Source organism: Acidovorax sp. SDU_ACID1 (assembly GCF_045291395.1).
Classification (GTDB): domain Bacteria; phylum Pseudomonadota; class Gammaproteobacteria; order Burkholderiales; family Burkholderiaceae_C; genus MR-S7.
The window spans coordinates 3,393,334-3,418,743 of record NZ_CP152342.1; the positions used below are offsets into that span (position 1 = coordinate 3,393,334).

Consider the following 25,410-nt stretch of genomic DNA (forward strand, 5'->3'; position numbering starts at 1 on the left):
CGATGGTGCAATCTCTTCGTTTTAGGGCCGTGGCGCTGGCATGCGCCATCGCGGCCGGCATGGCCCCTGCCCTGGCCCAGACGCCCCCGCAGGCGAACATCCCCGCACCACCGGCCGAGATGGAGGCCCCTGACGACAACTCCAGCGACGCCGCCGCCGCACTCAACGCCGAGCTGTTCTACGAGCTGCTGCTCAGCGAAATGACCACCAGCCAGGGCGACCCCGGCACCGGCTATGCGCTGATGCTGGACGCCGCCCGCCGCAGCGGCGACACGCGGCTGTACCGCCGCGCCACCGAAATCGCTCTGGAATCGCGCTCGGCCGAATACGCGCTGATCGCCGCCCGCGCCTGGCAGCAGGCGCAGCCGCAGTCGCGCGACGCCAATCGCTACATGCTGCGCATCCTGGTGCTGCTCAACCGCGTCGCGGACACCGCGGGCCCGCTTCGGCAGGAACTGACGCAGGTACCGACGCGGGACAAGATTTCCTCGCTCCACTCGCTTCCCCAGCTCTATGCACGCGTGAGCGACAAGGCGCTCGCCGCCCGCGTGGTGGAGCAGGCCGTGGCGGACGACCTCACCCACCCGGCCGTGGGTCCCGTCGCGTGGACCACCGTGGGCCGGCTGCGCCTGGCGGCCTCGGACAAGCCCGGCGCGCTGCAAGCCGTGCAGCGCGCCCAGGCGCTGGACGCCACCGACGACGGCGCGGCCATGCTGGCGCTGCAGCTCCTGGAAGACGGCGTGACGGAGGCCGAGCCCTTGCTGACGGGCTATCTCGCCGGCACGCCCCTGCCCGAGGTGCGCATGGCTTACGCGCGTTTGCTGCTGGAATCCCAGCGCTTGAGCGAAGCCCAGACCCAGGTGGAAGCCGTGACGCGCGAGCGCCCCGACGCGCCCGAAGCCTGGCTGGTCCAGGCCTCGCTCCACCTGCAGGCCCAGCAGCTGGATGCCGCGCAAACTTCGCTGCAGCGTTTCATGCAGTTGCTGGACGCCCTGCCGGCATCGGAGCAGCGCCAGCGGGCCCTGACACAGGCCTACCTCATGCAGGCGCAGATCGCCGAAAAGCGCGGCGATTTCCCGCAGGCCGAAAGCTGGCTGGCGCGCATCGACAACGCCTCCGACCTGCTGGGCGCCCAGAGCCGCCGCGCCTCCCTGCTGGCCCGCCAAGGCAAGCTGGACGAAGCGCTGGCCCTGATCCGCACCATTCCCACCAAAGACCAGGACGACGAGCGCCTCAAGCTCCAGGCCGAAGCCCAACTGCTGCGCGACGCGGGGCAGTACCAGAAGGCCTACGAGGCCCAGTCCCGCGCCGCGGCGCTCGCGCCGCAAGACAACGACCTGGCATACGACCGCGCCATGCTGGCGGAGAAAGCAGGGCGCACCGACGAGATGGAGAGCCTGCTGCGCGAGATCATCGCCCGCAAGCCCGACTACCACCATGCGCTCAATGCGCTGGGATTTTCCATGGCCGACCGGGGCGTTCGCCTGCAGGAGGCCAAGGCCCTCATCAACAAGGCCCTGGAATACGCTCCCGAAGACCCCTTCATCACCGACAGCCTCGGCTGGGTCGAATTCCGGCTGGGCAACACCCAGGAAGCACTGCGCCTGCTCGAAACCGCCTTCCAGAAGCAGCCCAATGCCGAGGTCGCTGCCCACCTCGGCGAAGTGCTGTGGACGCTGGGCGAGCGCGAACGCGCCCTGGCCGTATGGCGCGAGGGCCTGCGCCTCGACAAGGACGATACCGCCCTGCAAAGCACATTGAAGCGGCTGGGAGCGCGTCCTTGAACACGCAGCGCCGGTCGATGGCCACGGGTCTGGCCTGCCTGCTGCTGGCGGCATGCGCGCAGCCGCCCCGCCCCGCCGAGGGGGCATCCGACCATTGGAGCGGCCGGCTGGCGCTGCAGGTGGACGACGCGGCGGCGCAGTCCTTCAGCGCGGGCTTCGAACTCAAGGGCAACCCCGAGCGCGGCGAACTGCTTCTGTTCACCCCCTTGGGCAGCACGCTCGCCCTGCTGGAGTGGGCCCCCGGCCGCGCATTGCTGGTCCAGGGGCAGGAGCGCCGGGAATCCTCGTCGCTGCAGGCCCTCACGCAAGAGCTCACGGGCAGCGAATTGCCCATCGCCGCGCTGTTCGGCTGGCTCAAGGGAGAAGCCGTGCAGGCCACCGGCTGGCAGGCGGACCTGAGCGCACTCGACCAGGGCCGGCTGGCGGCCACGCGCCACACGCCTGCGCCGCAGGCCGTCCTGCGCATCATCCTGAGCCTGTGACCATGCACGCGCTGTACGACGTGCCGGCGCCGGCCAAACTCAACCTGTTCCTGCACATCACCGGCCGCCGTGCCGATGGCTACCACCTGCTGCAGTCGGTGTTCATGCTCATCGACTGGTGCGACACCCTGCACTTCGAGCGGCGTGCCGACGGCCGCGTCAGCCGCGAGGACCTGACGCAGGCCCTGCCCGCCGACGACCTGAGTGTGCGCGCGGCGCGCGCGCTGCAGGCGGCCACGGGGTGCACGCTGGGTGCACACATCGGCGTGCACAAGCGCGTTCCCGCGCAAGCCGGCATGGGCGGCGGTTCCTCCGATGCGGCCAGCACGCTGCTGGCGCTCAACCGGCTCTGGGAGCTGCATCTGCCGCGCGCGCGGCTGGAAGCCATCGGCCTGTCGCTGGGCGCCGACGTGCCGTTCTTTTTGCGTGGCCAAAACGCCTGGGTGGAAGGAATCGGTGACATAATCTCGCCTCTTGAGTTGGAGCACCAACCGCCACATGCGCACTTCGCAGTGGTCAAGCCCGCAGCGGGCCTGGATACGAAAGCGATTTTTTCGAATCCTCTCCTTAAACGCGACTCAGGCTGTGCTACAATCTCAGGCTTTGCTGCAGCACACTACCGATTCGGTAAAAACGACCTGCAGTCGGTCGCTCAGGCCTTGTGCCCCGAGGTCGATCAAGCCGTTCAGTGGCTTGCGTCGAAAGGGTTGCAAGGGCGGATGACAGGCTCTGGAAGTGCAGTGTTTGCGCAAATCACACACGCAGTTGACCTGCACGATGCGCCCGCCGCATGGCAAGTCAAAGTGTGTGAAAATCTGAAGGTTCATCCGCTCGCGGATTGGGCCGCAGATGAAGAAATATACGGTTGACCGTGTCCACGGTCGACCCGTGTAGGGGAGTCGCCAAGTTGGTTAAGGCACCGGATTTTGATTCCGGCATGCGAGGGTTCGAGTCCTTCCTCCCCTGCCAAATTTCTTATTTCCCCCACGGGGTCTAATACCAGCCAGACTGCCGAGTCGCTCATGCAAGCCAATTCCCCCGATTTCATGGTTTTCACGGGCAACGCCAACCCTGGCTTGGCTGCTGAGATCGTCCAGCACCTGGGCACCTCGCTCGGCGCTGTCGACGTGGGGCGTTTCTCCGACGGCGAAGTCACCGTCGAGATCAAGCAGAACGTGCGTGCCCGCGACGTGTTCGTCGTGCAATCCACCTGCGCGCCGACCAACGAGAATTTGATGGAACTGCTGATCATGGTCGATGCGCTCAAGCGCGCCTCGGCCGAACGCATCAGCGCCGTGATCCCCTACTTCGGCTACGCCCGCCAGGACCGCCGCCCGCGCTCCACGCGCGTGCCGATCTCGGCGAAGGTCGTCGCCAACATGCTGCAGGCCGTGGGCGTGGCCCGCGTGCTGACCATGGACCTGCACGCCGACCAGATCCAGGGCTTCTTCGACATTCCGGTGGACAACATCTACGCCTCGCCGGTGCTGCTGGGCGACCTGAACCAGAAGAAGTACGAGAACCTGATCGTCGTTTCCCCCGACGTGGGCGGCGTGGTGCGCGCCCGCGCGCTGGCCAAGCAGCTCGGCACGGACCTTGCCATCATCGACAAGCGCCGCCCCAAGGCCAACGTGTCCGAAGTGATGCACGTGATCGGCGACATCGAGGGCCGCAACTGCGTGATCATGGACGACATGATCGACACCGCCGGCACGCTGGTGAAGGCCGCCGAGGTGCTCAAGGAGCGCGGCGCCAAGAACGTCTACGCCTACTGCACGCACCCCATCTTTTCCGGTCCCGCCATCGAGCGCATCGCCCAGGGCTCGGCGCTCGACGAAGTGGTCGTGACCAACACCATTCCCTTGAGCGATGCCGCCAAGGGGTGTTCCAAGATTCGCCAGCTCTCCGTGGCGCCGCTGATCGGCGAGACGATCCAGCGCATCGCCAAGGGCGAGTCGGTGATGAGCCTGTTCTCGGAAGCCTGAGCTTCCGGAACGACAAGCAGGCCCCACGCCCTTTCGGGCATGGGGTCTTTTTCAACGATGGGCCAGGCTGGTCGCGGCCGGCCCCAACAGGAGTAAATCCATGCAATTCGTCGCTTTTGAGCGCGCCAAGCAAGGTACGGGTGCGAGCCGCCGCCTGCGCATTTCCGGCAAGACCCCCGGCATCGTTTACGGCGGCGCCGCCGAACCCCAGCAGATCGAGCTGGACCACAACGCCCTGTGGCACGCCCTGAAGAAGGAAGCGTTCCACTCCAGCGTGCTGGACATGGAAATCAACGGCCAGACCACCAAGGTGCTGCTGCGCGACGTGCAGTACCACCCCTTCAAGCAGTTGGTGCTGCACGTGGACTTCCAGCGCGTGGACGCCAAGACCAAGCTGCACATGAAGGTGCCGCTCCACTACAGCGGCGCTGAAGAGTCGCCCGCCGTGAAGGTGGACAAGTGCCTGGTGACCCCCGTGGTGACCGAGCTGAACGTGAGCTGCATGCCTTCGGACCTGCCCGAGTTCATCAACGTGGACCTGAGCAACCTGCAGAAGAACGTGTCCCTGCACCTCAAGGACATCAAGCTGCCCAAGGGCGTCTCTGCCGTGATCCGTGGCAGCCAGACCAACCCCGTGCTGGTGTCCGTGGTGGCCCCGGCCGCCGAGGCTCCGGCACCTGCCGAAGGCGAGGCCGCTCCTGCAGCAGCTCCCGCCAAGAAGGGCAAGAAGTAATCCGCTTCGCCCCTAGCCGACGGCCCGCCCCTGCGCGGGCCGTTTGTTTTTTCGGCCCAGGATAATCGCGCACATGATCAGATTGTTTGTAGGCTTGGGCAATCCCGGGCCGGAGTACGAGAGCACGCGCCACAACGCAGGCTTCTGGTGGGTGGACGCGCTGGCGCGCGAACTCAAGGTCATGCCCGCGCCCGAGCGCGCCTACCATGGCCTCGTGGCGCGCACCAGTGTCGCGGGGCAGAGCGTCTGGCTGCTGCAGCCGCAGACGTTCATGAACCTGTCGGGCAAGTCGGTGGCGGCGCTGGCGCGCTTCTTCAAGATCGCCCCCGAGGAGATCCTGGTGGTGCACGACGAGCTGGACTTCGCCCCCGGCCAGGTCAAGCTCAAGCGTGGCGGCAGCCACGGCGGCCACAACGGGCTGCGCGACATCCACGCCCAGCTCGGCAGCAGCGACTACTGGCGCCTGCGCATCGGCATCGGCCATCCCGGCGCGAAGGCCGAAGTGGCGAACTGGGTGCTCAAGAAGCCCGCGCCCGACCAGCGCACGCTGATCGAGGACAGCATCGCCCACTCGCTCAAGGCCTGCCCGGCCCTGCTGGCCGGCGACATGGACAAGGCCATGCAGCTCGTTCACACCACCAAGCCGCCGCGCCCCAAGCCGCCCCGCCCTGCCGCGCCACCCTAAAGCGCCGCAGGTTTACTCCTGTTTTGATAGCTGCTTGCGCTTACCCAGTAAGCGCCAGAGACCAAAAAGACTTGAAACTTCAGGCCGACGGCACGGCCTGCAGCCGGTGGAACTTCTGCCACAGCGTCTCGCGGCTTTCCGTGTGCGCGGGATCCACGGGGATGCAGGCCACGGGGCAGATCGCCACGCACTGCGGCTCGTCGAAGTGGCCCACGCATTCGGTGCACTTCGCAGGATCGATGTCGTAGTGCACCTCGCCCAGGTGGATGGCCTGGTTGGGGCACTCGGGCTCGCACACGTCGCAGTTGATGCACTCCTCGGTGATCATCAGCGCCATGGCAGGCCTCCGGGGGACTGAAGGGCGGGCATGGGCCGGATTATCCGCCTGCCGCGAAGGCCCCGCGGGTTTTGCCGCTATGCTCGCGCTCGCCCTATGCCCCTGTTCCTCCTGCAACGGCTGTTCACCTTCCTCCTGACACTGCTGGGCGCGTCCCTGGTCGTGTTCGTGGTGCTGGAAATCCTGCCCGGCAATGCGGCCGAAGTGCTGCTGGGGCCGGACGCCGCGCCCGAGGCCGTGGCCGCGCTGGCCGTGCAGCTCGGGCTGGACCAGCCGGCCTGGCAGCGCTACGGCCAGTGGCTGGCCGGCCTGCTCACGGGCGACCTGGGCGACAGCCACGCCTACAGCACGCCCGTGCTCGGCCTCATCCTGGAGCGGCTGGCGCTGACCGTTCCCCTGGCGCTGCTGGCCATGGTGCTGGCCTCGGCCCTGGCGCTGGCGGCGGGCGTCTATGCGGCATCGCGCCACAACCGCCTGGGCGACGTGGGCGTGATGGGGCTGGCGCAGATCGGCATCGCCATCCCGAACTTCTGGTTCGCCATCCTGCTCATCCTGGTGTTCTCGGTGAAGCTGCAATGGTTCTCGGCCGGGGGCTTTCCGGGCTGGGGCGAGGGCGTGCTCCCCGCCCTCCAGTCGCTGCTGCTGCCCGCCGTGGCGCTGGCCGTGGTGCAGGGGGCGATCCTGGCGCGCATCACGCGCTCGGCCGTGCTGGATGTGCTGCGCGAGGACTTCGTGCGCACCGCGCGCGCCAAGGGGCTCACGCGCCGTGCCGTGCTCTGGTGCCACGTGCTGCGCAACGCCATGATCCCCGTGGTCACCGTGATGGGCCTGCAGTTCGCCAACCTGCTGGCCGGCACCATCGTGGTGGAAAACGTCTTCTACCTTCCCGGCCTGGGCCGGCTGATCTTCCAGTCCATCGCCAACCGCGACCTCGTGGTGGTGCGTAACTGCGTGATGCTGCTGGCCGCCATGGTGGTGGTCGTGAACTTCGTGGTGGACCTGCTCTACGCGGCCATCGACCCGCGCGTGAAGGCCACGCGCGCATGACCGTGCTGCGCCACCGCAGCTTCGCCGTCGGCGCCGCGCTCACGCTGGCGCTGCTGATCGCTGCCGCACTCTCGCTGGCCTGGACGCCCTGGCCTCCCTACGAGATCGACATGGATGCCGCCCTGCAGCCCCCCGGCCCCGGCCATTGGCTGGGCACGGACGCCTATGGCCGCAACGTGACCTCGCTGCTGCTGGTGGGCGCGCGCGCCTCGCTGTTGGTGGGCGTGGTCGCGGTGGGCATCGGCCTGGTGCTGGGCACGGCCCTCGGGCTGCTGGCGGCAGCGCGGCGCGGCTGGGTGGAGGAAGCCGTGATGCGCCTGGCGGACTTCACCTTCGCCTTCCCTGCGCTGCTGCTGGCCATCATGCTCACGGCCGTATTCGGCCCGGGCATGGTGAACGCCATGGTCGCCATCGGCATCTTCTACGTGCCCACGTTCGCGCGGGTCACGCGCGCGGCGGCCACGTCCGTCTGGGCGCGCGACTACGTGCTGGCCGCGCGCGCCTGCGGCAAGGGCGCATGGCGCATCACCCTGGACCACGTGCTGCCCAACATCGCGCCACTGCTCATCGTGCAGGCCACGGTGCAGTTCGCGCTCGCCATCCTGGCCGAGGCGGCCCTGTCGTACCTGGGCCTGGGTACGCAGCCGCCCCAGCCCTCGTGGGGCCGCATGCTGGCCGAGGCGCAGACGCTTATGTTCCAGGCGCCGCTGCTGGCGGTGTGGCCCGGCGCCGCCATCGCGCTGGCCGTGCTGGGATTGAACCTGCTGGGGGACGGGCTGCGCGACCTGCTCGACCCGAGGATGCAGCGGTAGAACGGCCGCTTGCCAAAACGTCGTTCAAAGGTAATACTCGCATTATTACCAAGGAGGCCATGCCATGACCACCACCGTCAAACTCCCGCCCGATCTGGAACAGTCGCTGCGCCAGCACTGCGCCGCCGCGGGCCGCGGCATCAGCGAGGTGATGCGCGACGCGCTGGCGGCCTATCTGGCCAGCGTGCCCGCCGCGCCCGCGTCGGCCTGGTCGCTGGGGGCCGACCTGTTCGGCCGCCATGCCGGCCCGGCCGATCTGGCAAGCGCCCGCCGCACCCACGCAGGCGATGCGTGGGAACAGAAGCACGCGCGCCGCGCCGGCCGATGAGCGACGCGCGCCACATCGCCGAGCCGCCCGCGCCCTGGGCGACGAGAGCAATGCCCCCGCGCGGGCAGGTGCTGGTGGACAGCGGCCCGCTGCTGGCCCTGTTCAACGCCGCCGACGACTGGCACGCGCCGGTCGTCTCGTGGCTGAAGGCGAACCCCGACGCAGCCCTGGTCAGCACCTGGCCGGTGCTGACCGAGGTCTGCGCGCTGCTGGTACGGCGCGTGCACAACCAGGCGGCGCTCGACTTCCTGCTGTGGGTGGAGCGCGGCGCGCTGTGCGTCGATGTGCCCGGCGAGGCCGGCCTGGCGCAGATGCGCCGCATCGCGCAGCGCTTCGCCAGCCTGCCGCTGGACCTGGCCGACGCCTCCATCGCCGAGGCTGCCGAGCGCCTGGGCCTGCGCCGCATCCTGAGCATCGATGCCGACTTCGACATCTACCGCGACATGCGGGGCCGCCCGCTGGTCAATCTGCTCCGTTCCTGAGAGCCTGATGCTGCGCGTCGACAACCTACGCATCACCGTGCCCACGCGGCGCGGCAGGGCCGAGGCCGTGCGCGGGCTGGACATCGCGCTCGCGCGCGGCGAGACGCTGGGGCTGATCGGCGAGTCGGGCTGCGGCAAGTCGCTCACTGCCCTGGCGCTCATGGGCCTGCTGCCCGAGGGCGCGCAGGCCACGGGCAGCATCCGTTTCGATGGCCAGGAGCTGCTGGGCCAGCCCGACGCGCAGCTCTGCCGCCTGCGCGGCAACCGCATCGCCATGGTCTTCCAGGAGCCCATGACCGCCCTCAACCCCGTGCACCCCATCGGCCGCCAGGTGGCCGAGCCGCTGCGCCTGCACCAGGGCCTGACGGCCCGGCAGGCACGCGCCGAAGCCATCGCGCTGCTGGAGCGCGTGGGCATCGCGCAGGCGGCCCAGCGCTGGGGCGCCTACCCGCACCAGTTCTCGGGCGGGCAGCGCCAGCGCATCACCATCGCCATGGCGCTGGCCTGCGGGCCCGACCTGCTGATCGCCGACGAACCCACCACGGCGCTGGACGTGACGCTGCAGCGCCAGATCCTCGACCTGATCGCCGCGCTGGTGGCCGAGCGCGGCATGGCGCTGATCCTGGTGTCGCACGACCTGGGCGTGATCGCACAGACCGTGCAGCGCACGCTGGTCATGTACGGCGGCACGGTGGTCGAAAGCGGCCCCACGCGCGCCGTGTTCACCGCGCAGGCCCATCCCTACACGCGGGGGCTGTTCGCCGCGCGCCCGCGCCTGGGCGCCGCACGGGGCACGCGCCTGCCCACCATCGCCGGCACCGTGCCCGAGCTGGCCGACCTGCCGGCCGGCTGCCCCTTCGCCGGGCGCTGCGCCCTCACCATCGACGCCTGCCGCACGGCCCTGCCGCCCGCCGTGGCGCTGGGCCCGGGCCACACGGCGCGCTGCATCCGCCTGGACGGCCACGCCGCATGAGCACTACCGATTTCATAGCTGCTTACGCTTGTCCAGCAAGCGCTGGAGGCCAATTTGATGCTGACCCTCCCCTGCTGCGCGTGCGCGGCCTGGAGCGCAGCTACCCGCTGCCGCGCACGCGGCTCCTCGGGCCGCGCCCCGTGCTTCATGCGCTGCGCGGCGTGGATTTCGACCTGGCCGCCGGGCGCAGCCTGGGCGTCGTGGGCGAATCGGGCTCGGGCAAGTCCACGCTGGCGCGGCTGGTGATGGCGCTGGACACGCCCAGCCGCGGCACCGTGGAGCTGCTGGGCCGCGACCTGCACCGGCTGCCGGCGCCTGCGCTGCGCGCCGCACGGCGCGATTTCCAGATGGTGTTCCAGGACCCCTACGGCTCCCTGGACCCGCGCCACACGGTGGAGCGCATCGTGGCCGAGCCGCTGCAGGCCCTGGGCCTGGCCCCGCGCGCAGAGCAGCGCGAGTGCGCGGCCGAGGCGCTGGCCCAGGTGGGCCTGCGCGCGGGCGACGCGCACAAGTACCCGCACGAATTCTCCGGCGGCCAGCGCCAGCGCATCGCCATCGCCCGCGCGCTCATCACCCGCCCGCGCCTCATCGTGGCCGACGAGCCGGTGAGCGCGCTCGACGTTTCCGTGCAGGCCCAGGTGCTCAACCTGATGCAGGACCTGCAGGAGCGCCTGGGGCTCAGCTACCTGCTCATCAGCCATGACCTCGCGGTGGTCGGCCACCTGTGCGACGAGGTGCTGGTGATGCACCAGGGCACGGTGGTGGAGCGCGGCGCGCCGCAGGCGCTGTTCAGCCATCCGGAGCATCCCTATACGCGAGCGCTGGTGGCGGCGGTACCGCGCCTCCTGTAGTAAAAAGGGCACAGCCATACACATTCCATATAAGGAGGAGACCCCCATGTTCACCCGCCGCTCAGCCCTCGCCTCCGGCGCCCTGGCCGCCACCGCGCTGGCCGTGCCCCTGCACGCGCTGGCGCAGCAGGGCAAGAAGGACAGCGTCACGCTGGCGCTGGTGCTGGAGCCCCCGGGCCTGGACCCCACGGCCGGCGCGGCCTCGTCCATCGCCGAGGTCACGCTCTACAACATCTACGAGACGCTGACCAAGATCAACGCCGACGGCAGTGTCTCGCCCCTACTGGCCGAGAGCTGGGAAGTCTCGCCCGACCTCAAGACCTACACCTTCAAGCTGCGCCGCGGCATCACCTTCCACAACAACGAGCCCTTCAACGCCGCGGCCGTCAAGTTCTCCCTGGACCGCGCGGGCGCCGCCAAGAGCACCAACAAGGACAAGCGCACCTTCGCCAACCTGAGCACCCAGGTGGTGGACGACTACACCGTGGTGGTCATCAACAAGGACATCGACCCCGACCTGCTGTTCCTGCTGGGCCAGGCCACGGCCGTCATCGTCGAGCCCAAGAGCGCCGACACCAACGCCGCCAAGCCCGTGGGCACGGGCCCCTACAAGCTCACGGCATGGAGCCGCGGCGCGTCCATCTCGCTCACAGCGTGGCCCGGCTGGCGCCAGGCGGCGCAGGTCAAGATCCGGCGCGCCACGTTCCGCTTCATCCCCGACCCCGCGGCCCAGGTAGCCGCGCTGCTCGCGGGCGACGTGGACGCCTTCCCGCGCGTCACGCCGCGCAGCATGGCGCAATTCAAGGGCAACCCGCGCTTCCAGGTCATCGTGAGCGGCTCGCGCGCCAAGACCATCCTGGCGATCAACAACGCACGCAAGCCCCTTCATGATGTGCGCGTGCGCCGCGCCATCGCCGCCGCCATCGACCGCAAGGCCGTCATCCAGGGTGCGGCCGACGGGCTGGGCGTGCCCATCGGCAGCCACTACGTGCCCGGCGCCTTCGGCTACGTGGACACCACCGGCATCAACCCCTACGACGTGGAAAAAGCCAAGAAGCTCCTGGCCGAGGCCGGCGTGAAGCTGCCGCTCACGCTCACCATGACGCTGCCGCCCGCGCCCTACGCGCGCCAGGGCGGCGAGGTGATCGCCGCGCAACTCGCCAAGGTGGGCATCACCGCCAAGCTGCAGAACGTGGAATGGGCGCAGTGGCTCTCAGGCACCTACGGCAACAAGAACTACGACCTGACGCTGATCTCCCACGTCGAACCCTTCGACCTGGAGAACTTCGCCAAGCCCGACTACTACTGGGGCTACCGCTCCGAGAAGTTCGACCAGCTCTACGACAAGATCAAGACCACCACCCGCCCCGCCGACCGCGCGCGCCTGCTGGGCGATGCACAGCGCCTGCTGGCCGAGGACGCGGCGCACGCCTTCCTCTACCAGCCGCAGTGGGTCACCGTCGCCAACAAGAACCTGCGCGGGCTGTGGAAGGACATGCCGGTGTTCGTCAACGACCTCTCCACCATGTCCTGGGCATGAACGCATTGCACGACCTCTCCGCCCGCGAACTGCTCGCCGCCTATCGCGCGCGCAGCCTCTCTCCCGTCGAAGTCACGCAGGCGCTGCTCGACCACATCGCGCGCTGGGAGCCGCACATCGCCGCCACCTGGCTGCTGCGCCCCGAGGCCGCCCTGGCCCAGGCCCGCGCCAGCGAGGCGCGCTGGCTGCGCGGCGCGCCCTGCGGCCCGCTGGACGGCGTGCCCGCCACCGTCAAGGACAACATCGCCACCCAGGGCGATCCCACGCCGCTGGGCACCGCCGCCGCCGAACTGCTGCCCGCTGCGGCCGACGCGCCGCCCGCCGCGCGGCTGCGCGAGGCCGGCGCCGTCATCGTCTGCAAGACCACCATGCCCGACTACGGCATGCTCTCCTCGGGCCTGTCGTCGTTCCACCAGCTCGCGCGCAACCCGTGGGACCTGGGCAAGACGCCCGGCGGGTCGAGCGCGGGCGCGGGCGCCGCCGCCGCCGCGGGCTACGGGCCGCTGCACCTGGGCACCGACATCGGCGGCTCCATCCGCCTGCCCGCGGGCTGGTGCGGGGTCTTCGGCCTCAAGCCCAGCCTGGGCCGCGTGCCCATCGACCCACCCTACACCGGCCGCGCCGCCGGCCCCATGACGCGCAGCGCGGCCGATGCGGCGCTCATGATGCAGGTGCTGAGCCAGCCCGATGCACGCGACAGCATGAGCCTGCCGCCCGAGCCCATTGCGTGGGAACGCTACGCCGAACGCAGCCTGCAAGGGCTTCGCGTGGGCCTGCTGCTCGACGCGGGCTGCGGCCTGCCCACCGACCCCGAGGTGCGTGCCGCCGTCGCATCCGCCGCGCGCCTCTTCGAGCAGGCGGGCGCCATCGTCGTGCCCATGCGCCCCTTCCTCACGCGGCAGATGCTCGACGGCATGGACCACTTCTGGCGCATGCGCTCGCACATGGACCTGCGCACGCTCGCGCCCGAACGGCAGGCCCAGGTGCTGCCCTTCATCCGCGACTGGGCCGCGAGCGCCGCCGCCTTGGACGGAGCGCAGGTGTTCGACGCCAGCCAGCAGTTCCACGCCACGCGCGTGGCCACCGTGCGCGCCTGCGCGCCATTCGACTACGTGCTCTCGCCCGTCGCGCCCATCCCCGCGTTCCCGGCCGAGCTGCCCTCGCCCACCAATGACCCGCTGCGCCCGCTGGAGCACATCGCCTTCACCGTGTCGTTCAACATGTCGGAGCAACCCGCCGCCTCGGTCAACTGCGGCTACACGGCTGGCGGCCTGCCCATCGGCCTGCAGATCGCGGGCCGGCGCTTCGACGACCTGGGCGTGCTGCAGGTGGCCCATGCGTTCGAGCAGATGCGCGGGCCGCAGCGGCCTTGGCCCCTGCCTCCCGCAGCGTCAATATGAGTAAAAACGGCTCCAGCGCTTATCCAGCAAGCGCTAGCAGCTATCAAACCTGAAGCGTCAGCGCTGCGCCGTGGCCAGCCGCACGGCCAGCCCCAGGAACACCACGCCGGCCACGCGGTTCAGCAGCCGCTGGGCGCGGGCCGAGCGCAGCAGCAGCGTGCCGAACGCACCCGAGAAGCAGGCGATCGCGCCGAACACCAACAGCGTGGCCAGCATGAACACCACGCCCAGCACCATGATCTGCTGCGCCATGCCGCCGCGCGCCGGATCGGCGAACTGGGGCAGGAAGGCCAGGAAGAAGATCAGCACCTTGGGATTGGTGAGGTTCATCACCACCCCGCGCCCCACCATGCGCAACGCGCTGCCGCGGCCCTGGCCGGCGTTGGCAGCCTGCGGCGCGCCCGGTGTGCCAGCCGGCGCGCGCAGGGCGCCCCAGGCCAGCCAGGCCAGGTAGGCCGCGCCTGCGAACTTGAGCACCGTGAACGCCGTGCTGGAAGCCGCGAACACCGCCGCCAGCCCCAGCGCCACCGCCGCCGTGTGTCCGACGAGCCCCAGGCACAGGCCCAGCACCACGCACATGCCCGCGCGCCAGCCGCGCTGCGCGGACTGCAGCAGCACGAAGAGGTTGTCGGGCCCGGGCGTGAGACCCAGGATGACGGAGACGCCGAAGAACGCGGCGAGGGTTTCGGTGGAAGGCATGGCACGCATTGTGCCCCCCGGTTGGCCGCACAATCCCAGGCCTGCGCCGGCACATCCGCCGGCTTCCACGGATCGCTTCGCAATGGACTTCTTCCTCCTGGTGGCGCTGGCCGCCACCGGCGCCTACATGCTCAACACCCAGCAGCAGCACCGGCGCATCGCGCTGCTGGGCCGCCACCTGCAGCCCTACCAGATCGAACGGCTCATGGAGACGCTCATCCAGGGCTATCTGCGCGCCATGGGCGAGCAGGACGCCGAGCGCCGCGCCCAGGTGCTGCACATGCTGGAAGGCAGCGAGGCGCAGCTGTGCGAGCAGTTCGAGCGCCTGGTGGCCGACTTCCGGCGCGTGCCCGCGCCGCTGGCGCGCGTGAGCCAGCTGCCGCTGGGCCTGCCGTTCGCGCTGCAGCTCTTTTCCGGCGCATCGTTCGACATGCGCGACGCCCTGGCCCTGCACGCGCGCGGCATTGCCCGCGTGTCGCGCAACGAGGCGGGCCTGGCCCCGCGCGACAAGGCTTTCACCATGACCGCCGAGCTGCTGCTGATGCAGCACACCTGCCACTGGTTCTGCAAATCCAAAGCCGTGGCCTCCGCCCGCGTGATGGCGCGCCACCAGACGGCCCATGCGCAGATCGTGGCCTCGGTCTCGCCGGAGACCCGCTCGGCCTACATGGCGCTGACGGGCGCGCGGCAGTAGTCCGCGTCCTACCCCGCAACGCGCCTTGCGGCGTTCCAATGCGCACAGCGCCATGACAATGCCCGACCTCCCTTCCTCCTCCGCCTGGATTGCGCTGGGCGTGCAGCACGCGGTGCTGGCGCGCGCCATGCCCGCCGTGCGCCACGACCTGGCCGCCCCCTTGTCCGTGATGCGCATGGGCACCACGGTGCTCAAGCGGCGCCTGGCCGACGGCGAACTGCCGCCCGCGCAGGCGGTGGAGCGCGTGGAGCAGCTCGAAACCCATCTCGCCAGCCTGACCGACAGCGCCCGGCGCCTGCGCCACTGGGACCTGCAGGCCCCGCCCGCCAGCGCACCGCTGCGCGCCACGGCGCAGCTGGCGCAGCAGTGGGCGCAGCCGCTGCTGGCCCTGCGCGGCCTGGCGGTGGAGCTGGCGGACGGCGACACCCTGCCCGACACGCCCGTCGCCCAGCACCTCCTGCTGTGCCTGCTGCTGGGTGCGGTTCACCTCCTGGCGGAGGCGCCCGCAGCGCCCGCCTGCATCCGCATCGGCCCCGTGCCGGACCAGGCAAACGCCCTGCGCGTGCAGGCCGAGGGGCTGGCCCATCAGGGGCTGGCCGAGCAATCCCTGCCCGCGCCGCAGGCGCAGGGCATGCCGCCGCTGGACGGCGCCGCGCTGCAGCACCTGGCGCGCCATGGCGGCGCCGACCTGCGCTGGGGCGACGGGTGGGTGGAGGTCACTGCGCCGTGACGATCCAGCCCTCCAGCGGATCCAGGTCCGCCGGCAGGCCGTAGCGCGCATCGCCCTGCTGCTGCCGCTGCAGCGCCCAGCCGGCCTGCACCATGCACAGCACGGCATCCAGGCTGTCGCCGCTGGCATCGTGCAGCAGGGTTTCGCGCAGCGGCTGCGCCGCCACCAGTGCCAGGCCCAGGCGCGTGGCGCCGTGTTCCAGGCCATCCAGGATGTCGGCGCGCGCAGCCAGCCGCTCGGGGGTCCGGCGCTGGCGGTCGTCGCTCTTGTAGCTGCGCCGGCCGACCAGCTCGCGCGCCAGCAGGCCGGGGTAGGCTTCCAGCGCCACGCGGCGCGGGTCGCCGCCGTGCAGGCCCGGCAGGTGCACGCCTGCATCCAGCAGCAGGGGCACGCCTGCATGGAGCATGTAAGCCACGGGCGGGTTGACCCATTTCATCGAGGGGCTGGAGCCCGCGGGCCCGTCGGTTGCGCGGTGGGCGAACTTGGCGCCCACGGGACGCGCGGCGCAGAACGCGGCGAACGCCGCGCGGATCTGCGCACGCGTGAGCGCGCGGTAGTGCTGCATGCAGTCCTCCCACGCCAGCGGCCAGCCCAGCGCCGCCACCAGTTCGCGCGGCAGGCCGAACGGCAAATCGAAGCCGCCTACCCAGTCGCCCGGCTGGCGCAGCCACTCGCCCCATGCCTGCAGGGTGCCGAAGCGCTGCAGTCCGTGCAGCACCACCTGCGCGCCCTGCAACTCCCCCAGCGCCAGCACGATGGGCTTGCGCGGCCCCGGGCTGCTTGAGAAGTCGCAGCCGGCGAGCATCATCCCAATGCCAGCGCCGCCACGCCTGCCGCGATCAGCAGCGCGCCGGCGATGCGCGCGGCGCGGTCGCCCTCGCCCAGCAAGTGCCCACCGATGAGCGCAGCGAACAGCATGGACACCTCGCGCGCGGGGGCCACGTGGGCCATGGGCGCCTCCTGCATGGCGTAGAGCACCAGCACGTAGGCGATGGGGCTCACGGCGGCCACCAGCAGCGCGAAGCGCCACTGCACGGCCCACAGCCGCGCCAGCTCCGCACGGTCGCGCAGGGCCACGGGTGCCAGCACCGCCACGCGCACGAAGTTGCCCATGTAGTCCACGAGGATGGGCGAGAGCAGCATGAACTTGACCGCATAGCCGTCCACCACCGTATAGCTGGCGATGAACACGCCGGTCAGCACGCCGTAGAGCATGCCCTTGCGCACGCGCCGGCGCGCCTGCGGATCGTGCGCCGCGCGCAGCAGGCCCGGCCCGCCGGCGATCAGGAACACGCCGCCCACCACGCCCGCGATGCCCACGGCGCCCAGCGCCGACAACTGCTCGCCCAGCAGCGTCACGGCCACCAGCGACGACAGCAGCGGCCCCGTGCCGCGCGCGAGCGGGTAGACCACCGTCAGGTCGGCCTTGCGGTAGCCGCGCAGCAATATCACGTAATACAGCACGTGCAGCACGCCGCTGAACACCACGATGCCCCACTCGCGCGTGCCCCAGAGCGGCACGGCGTCGCGCCCCATCCACCAGCCCAGCGGCGCCCAGACCACCGCCATCAGCGTCGAGGTGAAGAACGCGAAGCGCGCGTCGCCACCCGCCTTCTTGGCGGCGATGTTCCAGCCCGCGTGGATCAGGCCGGCCAGGATGATGAGGGCGAACGCGTTGAGGGACATCGGGAGGTCACGAAAGGAAAAGGGCGCCGCAGCGGCGCCCTGGCAGCAGAAGGTGCAGCGGGAATCAGGCCCTGCCGATGATCGAAGCCGTGGCCATGAGCTCCTCCAACAGCGCGAACGACACGCGGCCGGACACAGCGTACGGGTCCAGCTCGGGCCGCTCCGAATACTTGAGCACGATGGAATGGTTGAGCTTGGCCAGGTTCACCTGGCCCATGGACCAGCCGGAGAAGCGCCGCTCGTCGATCTCCTCGAAGTGCAGCAGCTCCACGTCCTTGTGCCGCACGTCCTTCTGGATGCTGGCGTACAGCCGGCTCACGGCCGAGCGCCCGCCTTCGATAGCCTGCAGGAAGATGCCGCCGCCGTAGCACAGCACGCCGGTGATGCCGCAGGCGGGGTTGTGTTCACGGCCTTCCGCAAGGATGGCCTCGATGGCCGCGGGCGAAGTGTCCACGGCACGGCTGACGTAAAGCAGGCGCACGAGCATCATCCATTCCTTCCGGGTATGAGTGAGAGAAATTCGCGTCGCAGCGCCGGGTCCTTGAGGAACACGCCGCGCATCACGGAGTTGATCATCTTGCTGTCCATCTCGCGCACCCCGCGCCAGGACATGCAGAAATGGCTCGCCTCCATCACCACGGCCAGGCCGTCGGGCTGGGTCTTCTCCATGATGAGGTCGGCCAGCTGCACCACGGCTTCTTCCTGGATCTGCGGGCGGCCCATCACCCAGTCCACCAGCCGCGCATACTTCGACAGCCCGATCACGTTGGTGTGCTCGTTGGGCAGGATGCCAATCCAGATCTTGCCGATCACCGGGCAGAAGTGGTGGCTGCAGGCGCTGCGCACGGTGATGGGGCCGACGATCATCAGCTCGTTCAGGTGCTCGGCGTTCGGAAACTCGGTGATCGCGGGCGGCTGCACGTAGCGGCCCTTGAACACCTCGTTCAGGTACATCTTCGCCACCCGCCGCGCGGTGCTGCGCGTGTTGTGGTCGCCGGCCGTGTCGATGACCATGGCATCCAGCACGCCCTGCATCTTGGACTCCACCTCGTCGAGCAGTTGCTCCAGCTCGCCCGGCTGGATGAACTCGGCGATGTTGTCGTTCGCATGGAAGCGCTTGCGGGCCGCGTTCAAGCGCTCACGGATCTTGACGGAGACGGGCGTGCCCTCGTCGGGCACGTGGGCGTTCGGTTCGGAAGACATGCCGGCATGGTACCAGCGAATACGGCCGGCTTCTCTATGGGTGATTTTTGCCCCCAGCGCTTATGCATCAAGCGCAGGCAGCTACATATTCAATAGCGATTGCCCGTCACCCACAGCGCCGCGCGCATGATGCCGAAGGCGATGCGGTCGAGCACGCGCACGCGCCAGGGACGGCTGGCATAGCGGGCCGCGTCCAGCGGGCCGCCGCCGCTGTCCATGGCCTGCGACAGGCGCTCGCGCAGCTCCCGGGCGAAGGCGGCGTCGCGCACCACCACATTGGCCTCGCGCGCCAGCAGCAGCGACAGCGGGTCGAGGTTGCTGGAGCCCACGGTGGCCCAGGGGCGGTCGCCCTGGGCGTCGATCACCGCCACCTTGGCGTGCAGGAAGCTGGGGGCGTATTCGTGGATCTCCACGCCGGCGGCCAGCAGCGCGCCGTAGACCGGCCGCGCGGCATGGTACTGCATGAAGTATTCGTAGCGCCCCTGCAGCAGCAGGCGCACGCGCACGCCGCGGCGCGCGGCCAGCACCAGCGCGCGGCGCAGCTTGCCGCCGGGCACGAAGTAGGCGTTGGCGATGATGATCTCGTGGCGCGCGTTGCCGATCGCGCGGCGGTAGGCGCGCTCGATGCGGCCGCGGTGGCGCACGTTGTCGCGCAGTACCAGCGCGGCGCGCATGCGCCGGCCGGCGTTTTCGGCCAGGCGTGCCTCGATCTGCGCCGCGTGGGCCACGCGCAGGTCGGCCAGCGCCATGGACAGGCGCCGGCGGCGCGCGTCGCGCACGGCCAGCATGCGCCACCAGAGCTGCTCCATGGTCTCGCTGGCGTGGCGCACCAGCGTGCCCTGCACGCGCACGGCGAAGTCGAAGCGCGGCGCTTGCAGCTGCCCATGGTGGGGGTCGTGGAAGTCGTCGAGCACGTTGATGCCGCCGCAGAACAGCACCCGCCCGTCCACCGCGCAGAGCTTGCGGTGCAGGCGGCGCCAGCGCTTGGGCAGCAGCAGGCCCAGGGGGCCCAGCGGCGAGTACACCTGCACGCGCACGCCGGCCTCGGCCATGCGCTGGCCCCAAGGCTGCGGCAGGCGCCCCGTGCCCACGCCGTCCACCGCCAGGTGCACGCGCACGCCGCGCAGGGCGGCGCGGATGAGCGCCTCGGCCACGTCGGCGCCGGAGCCCGTGCAGTCGAAGATGTAGGTCTCGAACTGGATGTCGGACAGCGCGGCGTCCATCTCGGCGATGAGCGCCGGGAAGAACTCCTGCGTGCCCTGCAGCAGCTGGATCTGGTGGTCGGTCCCGGCGTAGCGGGGCTGGCGGCGGCGCGCCATCGCCTACAGGCGGAATTCCGCGATCAGCGGCAGGTGGTCGGACATGCGCCACCAGATGCGCCCGCGCGGCACGTGCAGCGACAGCGGCGTGAGGCCGCGCACGTAGACGTGGTCGAGCTGCACCATGGGCAGCCGCGCCGGATAGGTGAAGGACTGGTGCGCCTCGTCGTACTCGAAGAGGCCGAAGCCGGCCAGCATGCGCTTGATCTGCAGGCCCCAGTCGTTGAAGTCGCCCGCGACGACGAGCGGCGCGTCGTCGGGCACCTCGCGCGCGATGAAGCGCTGCAGCTGCGCCACCTGGCGCAGGCGGCTGCCGGCGATCAGGCCCAGGTGCACCACGATGGCGTGCACGCGCTTGCCCTGCACGTCCACCTCCACGTGCAACAGGCCGCGCTGCTCGAAGCGGTGGTCGGAGATGTCCTCGTGCTGGTGCCCGATCACGGGCCAGCGGGTGAGCAGCGCGTTGCCGTGCTCGCCATCGCGCGTGTAGGCGTTGGTGCGGTAGACGGCCTCGTAGCCCTCGGGCGCCAGATAGTCGGCCTGCGGCACCTCGGGCCAGCGGTCGAAGTACAGCGCCTCGCGCCGGTTGAGCTTGCGCACTTCCTGCAGGCAGACGATGTCTGCGTCGAGCTGCTCCACGGCCAGGCCCAGGTTGTGGATCTCCAGGCGGCGCGCAGGCCCCAGGCCCTGCACACCCTTGTGGATGTTGTAGGTGGCCACGCGCAGGATGCCGGAGTGCTCGTGGGGCAGTTCGATGGGTGTGGCGGCGGCAGTCATCGGTGTACGAGTCGGGGGAGCCAGAGGATGGCCTCGGCGTTGGAGGGCGAGTAGCAGCGGTCGGCCGCGGCACGCCAGTCCATCCAAGCATATGCCGTGTGTTCGCGCGGATTCAAGACCACGGGCGCATCCGGGGGAACCTGCAGGCCGAAGACGCGCTCGGTATTGCGCGTCACGCCGGGCGCGTAGCGGTGCAGCCACTGGGGGTAGATGGTGTAGACGTTCTCCAGGCCCCAGTCGGTGAGCCGGCAGCCGGGCGCGTCGGCGCGCAGGCCGGTTTCCTCGGCCGCCTCGCGCGCGGCGGTGGCGTGCCAGTCCTCGTCGGGATGGTCCTTGCTGCCGGTGACGGACTGCCAGAAATCCACGGCCGAGTCCGCGCGGCGGATCAGGAGCACGTCGAGCTGCGCGGTGTGCACCACCACCAGCACGGATTCGGGAATCTTGTACATCGCCGTGGCAAGGAAAAACGGCAGGAGCGTCTCCGTTCCTGCCGTTGTGCGGTTCCGCGGAGCGTCCTCAGCCCGCAGCGGGTACCGGGTTGCGCAGGCGGATGTGCAGCTCGCGCAACTGCTTCTCGTCCACGGGCGAAGGCGCCTGGGTGAGCAGGTCCTGCGCGCGCTGGGTCTTGGGGAAGGCGATCACGTCGCGGATCGACTCGGCGCCGGTCATCAGCGTAATGAGGCGGTCCAGGCCGAAGGCCAGGCCGCCGTGCGGGGGCGCGCCGTACTGCAGCGCGTCGAGCAGGTAGCCGAACTTGGCGCGCGCGTCCTCCGGGTTGATCTTGAGGGCGCTGAACACCTTGCTCTGCACCTCGGCGCGGTGGATACGCACCGAGCCACCGCCCAGCTCCCAGCCGTTCAGGACCATGTCGTAGGCCTTGGCGATGCACTTGCCGGGGTCGGTGTCCATCAGGTCTTCGTGGCCGTCCTTCGGGCTGGTGAAGGGGTGGTGCACGGCCACCCAGCGGTCTTCTTCCTCGTCGTGTTCGAACATAGGGAAGTCCACCACCCACAGGGGCGCCCAGCGGTTCTCGAACAGGCCGTTCTTCTTGCCGAACTCGCTGTGGCCGATCTTCAGGCGCAGCGCGCCGATGGCGTCGTTGACGATCTTTTCCTTGTCGGCGCCGAAAAAGATCAGGTCGCCGTTCTGCGCGCCGGAGCGCTTGAGCACTTCGGCCAGCGCCGCATCGTGGATGTTCTTGACGATGGGCGATTGAAGCCCGTCACGGCCCTTGGCGAGGTCGTTCACACGGATGTAGGCGAGGCCCTTGGCACCATAGATCTTCACGAACTCGGTGTAGGCGTCGATCTCGCCGCGGCTGATGCCGCCGTTCTCGGCCGAGCCGCTGGGCACGCGCAGCGCGACCACGCGGCCGCCCTTCATGTTGGCTGCACCGGAGAACACCTTGAAATCCACGTCCTTCATCACATCGGTCAGCTCGGTGAATTCGAGCTTCACGCGCAGGTCGGGCTTGTCGGAGCCGAAGCGGTGCGCAGCGTCGTGGTAGGTCATGATAGGGAATTCCCCCAGGTCCACGCCCAACTGCGCCTTGAACACCTCGGTGATCATGCGCTGGAAGATGGCACGGATTTCCTCTTCATTCAGGAAGGAGGTCTCGCAGTCGATCTGCGTGAACTCGGGCTGGCGGTCGGCGCGCAGGTCCTCGTCGCGGAAGCACTTGGTGATCTGGTAGTAGCGGTCGTAGCCGGCCACCATCAGCATCTGCTTGTAGAGCTGGGGCGACTGGGGCAGCGCGAAGAACTGGCCGTCGTGCACGCGGCTGGGAACGAGGTAGTCGCGCGCGCCCTCGGGCGTGCTCTTGCCCAGCATGGGCGTCTCGATGTCGATGAAGCCTTCCTTGTCCAGGAAGTTGCGCACCTGGATGGCGGTCTTGTAGCGCAGCATCATGTTGCGCTGCATGTGGGGGCGGCGCAGATCCATCACGCGGTGCGTGAGGCGCGTGGTTTCCGACAGGTTGTCGTCGTCCATCTGGAACGGCGGCGTGACGGAGGGGTTGAGCACGTCGAGTTGCTGGCACAGCACCTCGATCTTGCCGCTGGCCAAGCCATCGTTGGTCGTGCCCTCGGGACGCGCGCGCACCAGGCCCACCACCTGCACGCAGAACTCATTGCGCACGTCCTCGGCGGTCTTGAACATGTCGGGGCGGTCGGGGTCGCACACCACCTGCACGTAGCCTTCGCGGTCGCGCAGATCGATGAAGATCACGCCACCGTGGTCGCGGCGGCGGTTCACCCAGCCGCACAGGGTGACGGTTTGGCCCAGGAGGGCTTCGGTCACAAGACCGCAATAGTGGGAACGCATGGCCATGGATCAGTCTTCCTGCGCTCTCGTGGAGCGCGTCGATAGGGGTGTATTCATTTGATGGCTTCGGGTGCCAGGGAGTCGGGCGGCGCCACCACCCCCATGGACACAATGTACTTGAGGGCTGCATCGATGCTCATGTCCAGCTCTACGCAGTCGCTCTTGCGCATGAGCACGAAATACCCGCCCGTGGGATTGGGCGTGGTGGGCACGTAGACGCTCACGTATTCGTCGCGCAGGTAGCCCGCCACTTCGCCCGTGGGCGTGCCGGTGATGAAGGCCACCGTCCACACGCCCTCGCGCGGCCACTGCACCAGCACGGCGGTGCGGAAGGCGTTGCCGCTCTCGGAGAACAGCGTGTCCGACACCTGCTTGACGCTCGAATAGATGGAGCGCACCACGGGGATGCGGCTGACCAGCCGGTCGCCCCACTCCACGAGCTTGCGCCCCGCGAAGTTGCTGGCGAAGGCGCCCACGATCAGCAGGATGGACAGCGTGAGCAGCACGCCGAAGCCGGGGATGTGGAAACCCAGCACCTTGTCGGGATGCCAGGAGACGGGCAGGATCAGCAGAGTCTGGTCCAGCATGCCCACGATCCAGTTGAGCACCCAGGCGGTGATGACGCCGGGCACGACGACCAGCAGACCCGTGAACAGCCACTTGCGCAGTGCAGCCATGGAAGCGCTCTTGCCTTCTGTATAGAGATTATGCGTCGGAAGCGGCCGGAGCGCTTGCCGGGCTTGCGCTGGCAGCTTCCTTTTAGGAGCATCCGGCGCGGGGGCCGCCGGCGCGGCGGCAGGCGCATCCACCGGCGCGCTCTTGCGGCCGCTGAAGTCGGTGGCGTACCAGCCCGTGCCCTTGAGCTGGAAGCCCGCGGCCGTCAGCTGCTTGGAAAAGGCCTCGGCCCCGCAGGCGGGGCAGGTGGTGAGCGGCGCGTCGGAAATCTTCTGCAGCACATCCTTGGCATGGCCGCAGGAGCCGCATCGGTAGGCGTAAATAGGCATTGCGAAAAGAGGCGCTGGAAGATGCAAAACCTTTGATTATAGGCAGGCACCCATCACTCGACGCCCACGATGCGGTGGTGCGAGGCGTGCGCATTGCGCACGACCTGGGGGCCCAGCGAGCCGGCCACCATGCCCGCACAGGCGGCCAGCAGGCCCGCCAATTGCTGTGGAAACGCCTCGTGCAGCGCCGGCGTGACCATGAACACCACCCACACGCCGATGCCCAGCACCGCCGCGCACAGCGCGCCCTGGGTGTTGGCGCGCTTCCAGTACAGGCCGAAGACCAGCGGCACGAAGGCGCCCACCAGCGGCACCTGGTAGGCGCTGGAAACCAGTTCGTAGATGGGCGTGCCTTCCATCTTGATGGAATAGGCCAGCACGCAGATGGCGAACACCAGCACGCTGATGCGCATGACCAGCAGGTTCTCGCGGTCGCTGGTCTGCTCGGGGCGGAACTGGCGCCAGATGTTCTCGGTGAAGGTCACGCTGGGCGCGAGCAGCGTGGCCGACGCGCACGACTTGATGGCCGACAGCAGCGCGCCGAAGAACAGCACCTGCATGACGAGCGGCATCTTGTCCATCACCAGCGTAGGCAGCACCTTCTGCGGGTCGTCCTTGAGCAGTGTGGCGGTCTGCTCGGGCATGATGAGCAAGGCGCTGGCCACCAGGAACATGGGCACGAAGGCGAACAGGATGTAGGCCGTTCCGCCGATCACCGTGCCATGGGTGGCCGCGCGCTCGGAGTTGGCCGACATCACGCGCTGGAACACGTCCTGCTGGGGAATGGAGCCCAGCATCATGGTGACCGCGGCGCCGATGAAGAAGATGATCTCGTGCCAGCTCGGCTCGGGCCAGAACTTGAACAGGTCGCGGCTGGTGGCCAGGTCGATCACCTTGCCGGCGCCGCCCGCCATGTCGGCGGCGAACCACGCCAGCACCACGAGGCCGGCGACCAGGATGATCATCTGGATGAAGTCGGTCACCGCCACCGACCACATGCCGCCCCAGAGCGTATAGACCAGGATGGACGCCACGCCGATGGCCATGCCCCAGGGAATGCTCACCGTGCCACCGGACAGCAGGTTGAACACCAGCCCCAGCGCCGTGACCTGCGCCGATACCCAGCCCAGGTAGCTGAGCATGATGATGAGCGAGCAGATGACTTCGATGGTGCGCCCGTAGCGCTCGCGGTAATAGTCGCTGATGGTCAGCAGCGTCATGCGGTAGAGCTTGCCCGCGAAGAACACGCCCACCAGGATCAGGCACATGCCCGCGCCGAACGGGTCCTCGACCACGGCGTGCAGCCCCCTTCGATGAACTTGGCAGGAACGCCCAGCACGATCTCGGAACCGAACCACGTGGCGAACGTGACGGTGATGATCATGTACATCGGCAGATGCCGGCCCGCGATCGCGAAATCGGCCGTGTTCTGCACCCGCCGGGCGGCCCACAGGCCGATGCCGATGGTGACGAACAGGTAGGCAATCACCATGAAGAGCAACACGCTGGTACTCCTGAGGAAGATGATGAAGAGGGG

Annotated in this window: 27 protein-coding genes, 1 tRNA gene and 2 pseudogenes; 17 read left to right on the forward strand and 13 right to left on the reverse strand. The window is 69.3% G+C overall.

Annotated elements, in window-relative coordinates:
• Positions 1-2 precede the first annotated feature (2 nt).
• From AAG689_RS16670 to pth, 7 genes are all read left to right on the forward strand, one after another.
• On the forward strand, positions 3-1,784 hold the full coding sequence (locus AAG689_RS16670) for a tetratricopeptide repeat protein (protein ID WP_406622949.1): 1,782 nt from the start codon (positions 3-5) through the stop codon (positions 1,782-1,784).
• 17 nt (positions 1,785-1,801) lie between these two features.
• A complete protein-coding gene (locus AAG689_RS16675; RefSeq protein WP_406626359.1) occupies positions 1,802-2,266 on the forward strand; it encodes an outer membrane lipoprotein LolB in 465 nt (154 codons plus the stop codon).
• A gap of 2 nt (positions 2,267-2,268) precedes the next feature.
• Positions 2,269-3,135: a 4-(cytidine 5'-diphospho)-2-C-methyl-D-erythritol kinase gene (ispE, locus tag AAG689_RS16680; protein WP_406622950.1), complete on the forward strand. Its 867-nt coding sequence runs from the start codon at positions 2,269-2,271 to the stop codon at positions 3,133-3,135.
• Positions 3,136-3,158: 23 nt separating this feature from the next.
• Positions 3,159-3,235 (forward strand) — tRNA-Gln (locus AAG689_RS16685).
• A gap of 53 nt (positions 3,236-3,288) precedes the next feature.
• Positions 3,289-4,251, forward strand: coding sequence for a ribose-phosphate pyrophosphokinase (locus tag AAG689_RS16690; protein WP_406622951.1), 963 nt, complete (start codon positions 3,289-3,291; stop codon positions 4,249-4,251).
• A 100-nt stretch (positions 4,252-4,351) separates the two neighbouring features.
• Positions 4,352-4,984, forward strand: a complete 633-nt coding sequence (locus tag AAG689_RS16695) for a 50S ribosomal protein L25/general stress protein Ctc (RefSeq protein WP_020229542.1) — start codon at positions 4,352-4,354, stop codon at positions 4,982-4,984.
• A 73-nt stretch (positions 4,985-5,057) separates the two neighbouring features.
• Positions 5,058-5,669, forward strand: a complete 612-nt coding sequence (pth, locus tag AAG689_RS16700; RefSeq protein ID WP_406622952.1) for an aminoacyl-tRNA hydrolase — start codon at positions 5,058-5,060, stop codon at positions 5,667-5,669.
• Positions 5,670-5,748: 79 nt separating this feature from the next.
• Here pth and AAG689_RS16705 read toward each other — a convergent pair whose 3' ends face one another.
• Positions 5,749-6,006: a YfhL family 4Fe-4S dicluster ferredoxin gene (locus AAG689_RS16705; protein WP_020229583.1), complete on the reverse strand. Its 258-nt coding sequence runs from the start codon at positions 6,004-6,006 to the stop codon at positions 5,749-5,751.
• Positions 6,007-6,102: 96 nt separating this feature from the next.
• Here AAG689_RS16705 and AAG689_RS16710 point away from each other — a divergent pair, with 96 nt between their 5' ends.
• The 8 genes from AAG689_RS16710 to AAG689_RS16745 all read left to right on the forward strand — a co-directional run bounded on the left by AAG689_RS16710 (position 6,103) and on the right by AAG689_RS16745 (position 13,439).
• Positions 6,103-7,053, forward strand: coding sequence for an ABC transporter permease (locus AAG689_RS16710; RefSeq protein ID WP_406622953.1), 951 nt, complete (start codon positions 6,103-6,105; stop codon positions 7,051-7,053).
• Positions 7,050-7,865, forward strand: coding sequence for an ABC transporter permease (locus tag AAG689_RS16715; RefSeq protein ID WP_406622954.1), 816 nt, complete (start codon positions 7,050-7,052; stop codon positions 7,863-7,865). The genes AAG689_RS16710 and AAG689_RS16715 overlap by 4 nt, the downstream gene beginning before the upstream one ends.
• Before the next feature lie 64 nt (positions 7,866-7,929).
• Positions 7,930-8,193: a ribbon-helix-helix protein, CopG family gene (locus AAG689_RS16720; protein WP_406622955.1), complete on the forward strand. Its 264-nt coding sequence runs from the start codon at positions 7,930-7,932 to the stop codon at positions 8,191-8,193.
• Positions 8,190-8,675: a type II toxin-antitoxin system VapC family toxin gene (locus AAG689_RS16725; protein WP_406622956.1), complete on the forward strand. Its 486-nt coding sequence runs from the start codon at positions 8,190-8,192 to the stop codon at positions 8,673-8,675. Before AAG689_RS16720 ends, AAG689_RS16725 begins: the two co-directional genes overlap by 4 nt.
• Positions 8,676-8,682: 7 nt before the next feature.
• Positions 8,683-9,648: an ABC transporter ATP-binding protein gene (locus AAG689_RS16730; RefSeq protein ID WP_406622957.1), complete on the forward strand. Its 966-nt coding sequence runs from the start codon at positions 8,683-8,685 to the stop codon at positions 9,646-9,648.
• On the forward strand, positions 9,645-10,499 hold the full coding sequence (locus AAG689_RS16735; protein ID WP_406622958.1) for an ATP-binding cassette domain-containing protein: 855 nt from the start codon (positions 9,645-9,647) through the stop codon (positions 10,497-10,499). The genes AAG689_RS16730 and AAG689_RS16735 overlap by 4 nt, the downstream gene beginning before the upstream one ends.
• Positions 10,500-10,545: 46 nt before the next feature.
• Positions 10,546-12,039: an ABC transporter substrate-binding protein gene (locus AAG689_RS16740; RefSeq protein ID WP_406622959.1), complete on the forward strand. Its 1,494-nt coding sequence runs from the start codon at positions 10,546-10,548 to the stop codon at positions 12,037-12,039.
• Positions 12,036-13,439, forward strand: coding sequence for an amidase (locus AAG689_RS16745; protein WP_406622960.1), 1,404 nt, complete (start codon positions 12,036-12,038; stop codon positions 13,437-13,439). Before AAG689_RS16740 ends, AAG689_RS16745 begins: the two co-directional genes overlap by 4 nt.
• Positions 13,440-13,496: 57 nt before the next feature.
• Here the strand turns inward: AAG689_RS16745 and AAG689_RS16750 are convergent, their stop codons facing one another.
• Positions 13,497-14,138 (reverse strand): LysE family translocator, encoded by a 642-nt coding sequence (locus tag AAG689_RS16750; protein WP_406622961.1) that lies wholly within the window; start codon positions 14,136-14,138, stop codon positions 13,497-13,499.
• 82 nt (positions 14,139-14,220) lie between these two features.
• On the opposite strand from AAG689_RS16750, the gene AAG689_RS16755 reads away from it, so the two are divergent.
• The gene (locus tag AAG689_RS16755) at positions 14,221-14,832 is read left to right on the forward strand and encodes a hypothetical protein (RefSeq protein WP_406622962.1); all 612 of its coding nucleotides are present in this window, start codon (positions 14,221-14,223) and stop codon (positions 14,830-14,832) included.
• 52 nt (positions 14,833-14,884) lie between these two features.
• The gene (locus AAG689_RS16760; protein WP_406622963.1) at positions 14,885-15,562 is read left to right on the forward strand and encodes a hypothetical protein; all 678 of its coding nucleotides are present in this window, start codon (positions 14,885-14,887) and stop codon (positions 15,560-15,562) included.
• Here the strand turns inward: AAG689_RS16760 and AAG689_RS16765 are convergent.
• From AAG689_RS16765 to AAG689_RS16815, 11 genes and pseudogenes are all read right to left on the reverse strand, one after another.
• Positions 15,549-16,370, reverse strand: a complete 822-nt coding sequence (locus tag AAG689_RS16765) for a DUF429 domain-containing protein (protein ID WP_406622964.1) — start codon at positions 16,368-16,370, stop codon at positions 15,549-15,551. The genes AAG689_RS16760 and AAG689_RS16765 overlap by 14 nt on opposite strands.
• Positions 16,367-17,248, reverse strand: coding sequence for an EamA family transporter (locus tag AAG689_RS16770; protein WP_406622965.1), 882 nt, complete (start codon positions 17,246-17,248; stop codon positions 16,367-16,369). Before AAG689_RS16770 ends, AAG689_RS16765 begins: the two co-directional genes overlap by 4 nt.
• Positions 17,249-17,312: 64 nt before the next feature.
• The gene (locus AAG689_RS16775) at positions 17,313-17,735 is read right to left on the reverse strand and encodes a BLUF domain-containing protein (RefSeq protein WP_020229597.1); all 423 of its coding nucleotides are present in this window, start codon (positions 17,733-17,735) and stop codon (positions 17,313-17,315) included.
• The gene (gene folE, locus AAG689_RS16780) at positions 17,735-18,451 is read right to left on the reverse strand and encodes a GTP cyclohydrolase I (protein ID WP_406622966.1); all 717 of its coding nucleotides are present in this window, start codon (positions 18,449-18,451) and stop codon (positions 17,735-17,737) included. Before folE ends, AAG689_RS16775 begins: the two co-directional genes overlap by 1 nt.
• An 89-nt stretch (positions 18,452-18,540) precedes the next feature.
• Positions 18,541-19,770 carry a cardiolipin synthase ClsB gene (gene clsB, locus AAG689_RS16785; RefSeq protein ID WP_020230590.1) on the reverse strand — a complete coding sequence of 410 codons (1,230 nt, stop codon included), beginning with the start codon at positions 19,768-19,770 and terminating at the stop codon, positions 18,541-18,543.
• Positions 19,771-19,773: 3 nt separating this feature from the next.
• Positions 19,774-20,547, reverse strand: coding sequence for an endonuclease/exonuclease/phosphatase family protein (locus AAG689_RS16790; RefSeq protein ID WP_020230589.1), 774 nt, complete (start codon positions 20,545-20,547; stop codon positions 19,774-19,776).
• Positions 20,544-20,996 carry a dihydroneopterin triphosphate diphosphatase gene (gene nudB, locus AAG689_RS16795; RefSeq protein ID WP_406622967.1) on the reverse strand — a complete coding sequence of 151 codons (453 nt, stop codon included), beginning with the start codon at positions 20,994-20,996 and terminating at the stop codon, positions 20,544-20,546. The genes AAG689_RS16790 and nudB overlap by 4 nt, the downstream gene beginning before the upstream one ends.
• A 67-nt stretch (positions 20,997-21,063) precedes the next feature.
• Positions 21,064-22,875: an aspartate--tRNA ligase gene (gene aspS / locus AAG689_RS16800; RefSeq protein WP_406622968.1), complete on the reverse strand. Its 1,812-nt coding sequence runs from the start codon at positions 22,873-22,875 to the stop codon at positions 21,064-21,066.
• 47 nt (positions 22,876-22,922) lie between these two features.
• Positions 22,923-23,546, reverse strand: a complete 624-nt coding sequence (locus tag AAG689_RS16805) for a DUF502 domain-containing protein (RefSeq protein ID WP_406626360.1) — start codon at positions 23,544-23,546, stop codon at positions 22,923-22,925.
• A gap of 183 nt (positions 23,547-23,729) precedes the next feature.
• Positions 23,730-23,873, reverse strand: a pseudogene (locus AAG689_RS16810) (FmdB family zinc ribbon protein); the annotation flags it as partial.
• 53 nt (positions 23,874-23,926) lie between these two features.
• Positions 23,927-25,377: pseudogene (locus AAG689_RS16815) on the reverse strand (sodium:solute symporter family protein).
• Positions 25,378-25,410: the final 33 nt, after the last annotated feature.

Excerpts from the sequence above, each read along its gene's own strand:
- AAG689_RS16670 (WP_406622949.1), top strand. The coding sequence starts at position 3 with ATGGTGCAATCTCTTCGTTTTAGGGCCGTGGCGCTGGCATGCGCCATC.
- AAG689_RS16675 (WP_406626359.1), top strand. The coding sequence starts at position 1,802 with ATGGCCACGGGTCTGGCCTGCCTGCTGCTGGCGGCATGCGCGCAGCCG.
- ispE (WP_406622950.1), top strand. The coding sequence starts at position 2,269 with ATGCACGCGCTGTACGACGTGCCGGCGCCGGCCAAACTCAACCTGTTC.
- AAG689_RS16690 (WP_406622951.1), top strand. The coding sequence starts at position 3,289 with ATGCAAGCCAATTCCCCCGATTTCATGGTTTTCACGGGCAACGCCAAC.
- AAG689_RS16695 (WP_020229542.1), top strand. The coding sequence starts at position 4,352 with ATGCAATTCGTCGCTTTTGAGCGCGCCAAGCAAGGTACGGGTGCGAGC.
- pth (WP_406622952.1), top strand. The coding sequence starts at position 5,058 with ATGATCAGATTGTTTGTAGGCTTGGGCAATCCCGGGCCGGAGTACGAG.
- AAG689_RS16705 (WP_020229583.1), bottom strand. The coding sequence starts at position 6,006 with ATGGCGCTGATGATCACCGAGGAGTGCATCAACTGCGACGTGTGCGAG.
- AAG689_RS16710 (WP_406622953.1), top strand. The coding sequence starts at position 6,103 with ATGCCCCTGTTCCTCCTGCAACGGCTGTTCACCTTCCTCCTGACACTG.
- AAG689_RS16715 (WP_406622954.1), top strand. The coding sequence starts at position 7,050 with ATGACCGTGCTGCGCCACCGCAGCTTCGCCGTCGGCGCCGCGCTCACG.
- AAG689_RS16720 (WP_406622955.1), top strand. The coding sequence starts at position 7,930 with ATGACCACCACCGTCAAACTCCCGCCCGATCTGGAACAGTCGCTGCGC.
- AAG689_RS16725 (WP_406622956.1), top strand. The coding sequence starts at position 8,190 with ATGAGCGACGCGCGCCACATCGCCGAGCCGCCCGCGCCCTGGGCGACG.
- AAG689_RS16730 (WP_406622957.1), top strand. The coding sequence starts at position 8,683 with ATGCTGCGCGTCGACAACCTACGCATCACCGTGCCCACGCGGCGCGGC.
- AAG689_RS16735 (WP_406622958.1), top strand. The coding sequence starts at position 9,645 with ATGAGCACTACCGATTTCATAGCTGCTTACGCTTGTCCAGCAAGCGCT.
- AAG689_RS16740 (WP_406622959.1), top strand. The coding sequence starts at position 10,546 with ATGTTCACCCGCCGCTCAGCCCTCGCCTCCGGCGCCCTGGCCGCCACC.
- AAG689_RS16745 (WP_406622960.1), top strand. The coding sequence starts at position 12,036 with ATGAACGCATTGCACGACCTCTCCGCCCGCGAACTGCTCGCCGCCTAT.
- AAG689_RS16750 (WP_406622961.1), bottom strand. The coding sequence starts at position 14,138 with ATGCCTTCCACCGAAACCCTCGCCGCGTTCTTCGGCGTCTCCGTCATC.
- AAG689_RS16755 (WP_406622962.1), top strand. The coding sequence starts at position 14,221 with ATGGACTTCTTCCTCCTGGTGGCGCTGGCCGCCACCGGCGCCTACATG.
- AAG689_RS16760 (WP_406622963.1), top strand. The coding sequence starts at position 14,885 with ATGACAATGCCCGACCTCCCTTCCTCCTCCGCCTGGATTGCGCTGGGC.
- AAG689_RS16765 (WP_406622964.1), bottom strand. The coding sequence starts at position 16,370 with ATGATGCTCGCCGGCTGCGACTTCTCAAGCAGCCCGGGGCCGCGCAAG.
- AAG689_RS16770 (WP_406622965.1), bottom strand. The coding sequence starts at position 17,248 with ATGTCCCTCAACGCGTTCGCCCTCATCATCCTGGCCGGCCTGATCCAC.
- AAG689_RS16775 (WP_020229597.1), bottom strand. The coding sequence starts at position 17,735 with ATGCTCGTGCGCCTGCTTTACGTCAGCCGTGCCGTGGACACTTCGCCC.
- folE (WP_406622966.1), bottom strand. The coding sequence starts at position 18,451 with ATGTCTTCCGAACCGAACGCCCACGTGCCCGACGAGGGCACGCCCGTC.
- clsB (WP_020230590.1), bottom strand. The coding sequence starts at position 19,770 with ATGGCGCGCCGCCGCCAGCCCCGCTACGCCGGGACCGACCACCAGATC.
- AAG689_RS16790 (WP_020230589.1), bottom strand. The coding sequence starts at position 20,547 with ATGACTGCCGCCGCCACACCCATCGAACTGCCCCACGAGCACTCCGGC.
- nudB (WP_406622967.1), bottom strand. The coding sequence starts at position 20,996 with ATGTACAAGATTCCCGAATCCGTGCTGGTGGTGGTGCACACCGCGCAG.
- aspS (WP_406622968.1), bottom strand. The coding sequence starts at position 22,875 with ATGGCCATGCGTTCCCACTATTGCGGTCTTGTGACCGAAGCCCTCCTG.
- AAG689_RS16805 (WP_406626360.1), bottom strand. The coding sequence starts at position 23,546 with ATGGCTGCACTGCGCAAGTGGCTGTTCACGGGTCTGCTGGTCGTCGTG.